Origin of the sequence: Rhizobium sp. BK377 (genome assembly GCF_014193935.1) — a bacterium.
Lineage (GTDB): Bacteria > Pseudomonadota > Alphaproteobacteria > Rhizobiales > Rhizobiaceae > Rhizobium.
In genome coordinates this window covers 1-1818 of record NZ_JACIAC010000018.1, presented here as the reverse complement: position 1 = coordinate 1818, position 1818 = coordinate 1, and the positions used below count along the sequence as shown (strand labels likewise).

General features: G+C 65.2%; 1 protein-coding gene. It reads left to right on the top strand.

Annotation, left to right across the window (positions count from 1 at the left end):
- Positions 1–1818 (top strand): GumC family protein (locus FHT92_RS29045; RefSeq protein ID WP_183831643.1); only part of this gene is annotated, 1818 nt, incomplete at both ends.

Here is a 1818-nt window from a genome sequence, read left to right as displayed (position 1 = left end):
GCGGCGATGCCGGCGGCGATGCGCCGCTCAACGTCACCTCCGAGACCGAGCGGCTTCTGTCGAGAAGCGTGGCCGAGCGGGTCATCGGCGACTTGCGGCTCGACGAGCGGCCGGAGTTCAACCCGGCCCTGCGCCAAGCCTCCGTCGTCGATGAGATCAGGGCAACCTTGCGCGGCTTGGTGAGCAGCGATAAGCCGTCGCAGCCGGCAGGAGACAATGTCGAGCCGGTCATCCAGGCCTATTACAAGGCGCTGAGTGTGTGGCGCGACGGCCAGAGCGACGTCGTCCAGATCGGCTTTACGGCCGGCGATCCAGAACTCGCAGCCGCCGTCCCGAACCGGCTCATCAGCATCTATCTCGAAGAACGCAAGGACAGTATCCGCGCCAGCCTGGACACGGCGCAAGCATGGATCGGCCAGCGCATCGCCGAACAGCAGGATCGCGCCAAGGCCGCCCGCGATGCTGCCGACACCTATCAGCAAACGATGGGCGTCGTTCAAAACGACGATGATCAGAGCGAACAGATCAAGGCGATCGTCGAGCTGAGCGACCGGCAGACGAAGATCGGACAAAGCCGCGCCGACATCAAGGATGCGATCGCCGCACTGGAAGCGGCCGACGACCCTTCGCTTGCCGCCCAGACCAAATCCGTTCCCGACAGCATCGGCGTGATGCAGGCCGACCTGCGGACCCAGCAGCAGGATCTGGCCCGCCTTCTCGACATCTATGGCACCGATGCTCCCGCCGTGGTCGACCTGCGGGCAAAGATCGACAGGTCCCGCGCCGATCTCAGCACGGCGGTCGACCGGTACCTGCAGTCCATGCGCGCCAGGCTGACCGCTCTGGATGACGAGGATCGCACCGTCCGATCGGCCCTGACGGCCGCCTATGAGCAGCGCTCCCGCTCTTTCCTGGCGCAGACCGAGCTTACGCGGCTGCAGCGTATCGCCGACAAGGAGCAGACGGCGCTCGACAAGCTCGAGGAGCAGCGCCGCGGCCTCGTCGGGCAGGCCATGCTGCCGGGCGCCGAACTGGAGGTTCTGTCACCGGCTGCAGTGCCGCTCACCCCCCAGGGACGCAGCCGGCTGTTCTATCTGATCGGTGCCTTCTTCGCTTCCATCTCGGTTGCGGTAACGGCTGCCTTCGTGGTCGAGATGATGGACAGGACGGTGCGCAGCTTCGACCAGATCACCGGCATGGCGCGCATCGTGCCGGCCGGCTTCGTCCCGCACTTGCGACGCAAAGACCGCAGAGACCCTTCAAGGCTGTTCGGGCAAACGCAGATCGGCATGTTCGACGAAGCGATCCGCACCATCATGATTTCGCTCAAACAGACCAATGGCGGAAAGCTGCCGAACAGTATTGCCGTGACCTCGGCCCACAGCGGCGAAGGCAAGTCGCTGGTGGCCGGATCGCTGGCAATCGAACTCGCCGCCAACGGCACGCCTGTGCTGCTCGTCGACAGCGACATCCGGCGCGGACATCTCGACACGTTGTTCAGGTCCGGCCTGACGCAGGGCCTGAACGAGTTCTTGAGTGGGCAGGCAGCTCTTGAGGACATCGTCCATCACCACCCGAGCGGCATCGACTTCATCCCGGCCGGCAATCCCGGTCTGCAGCGGCGCATACGGTCGGCCGACCTGGCCGAGATCATCGAGATGGCCCGCGCCAGAGGCCAGATCGTCATCTTCGACAGCGCCCCGGTGCTCGCCTCGGCCGATACGATGCATCTGACGGCGCTTGCCGAGCGAACGCTGATGGTCGTGCAATGGGCAAAGACCAGCCGCCGGGCCGCAGAATTCTGCCTGCAGCAGCTCA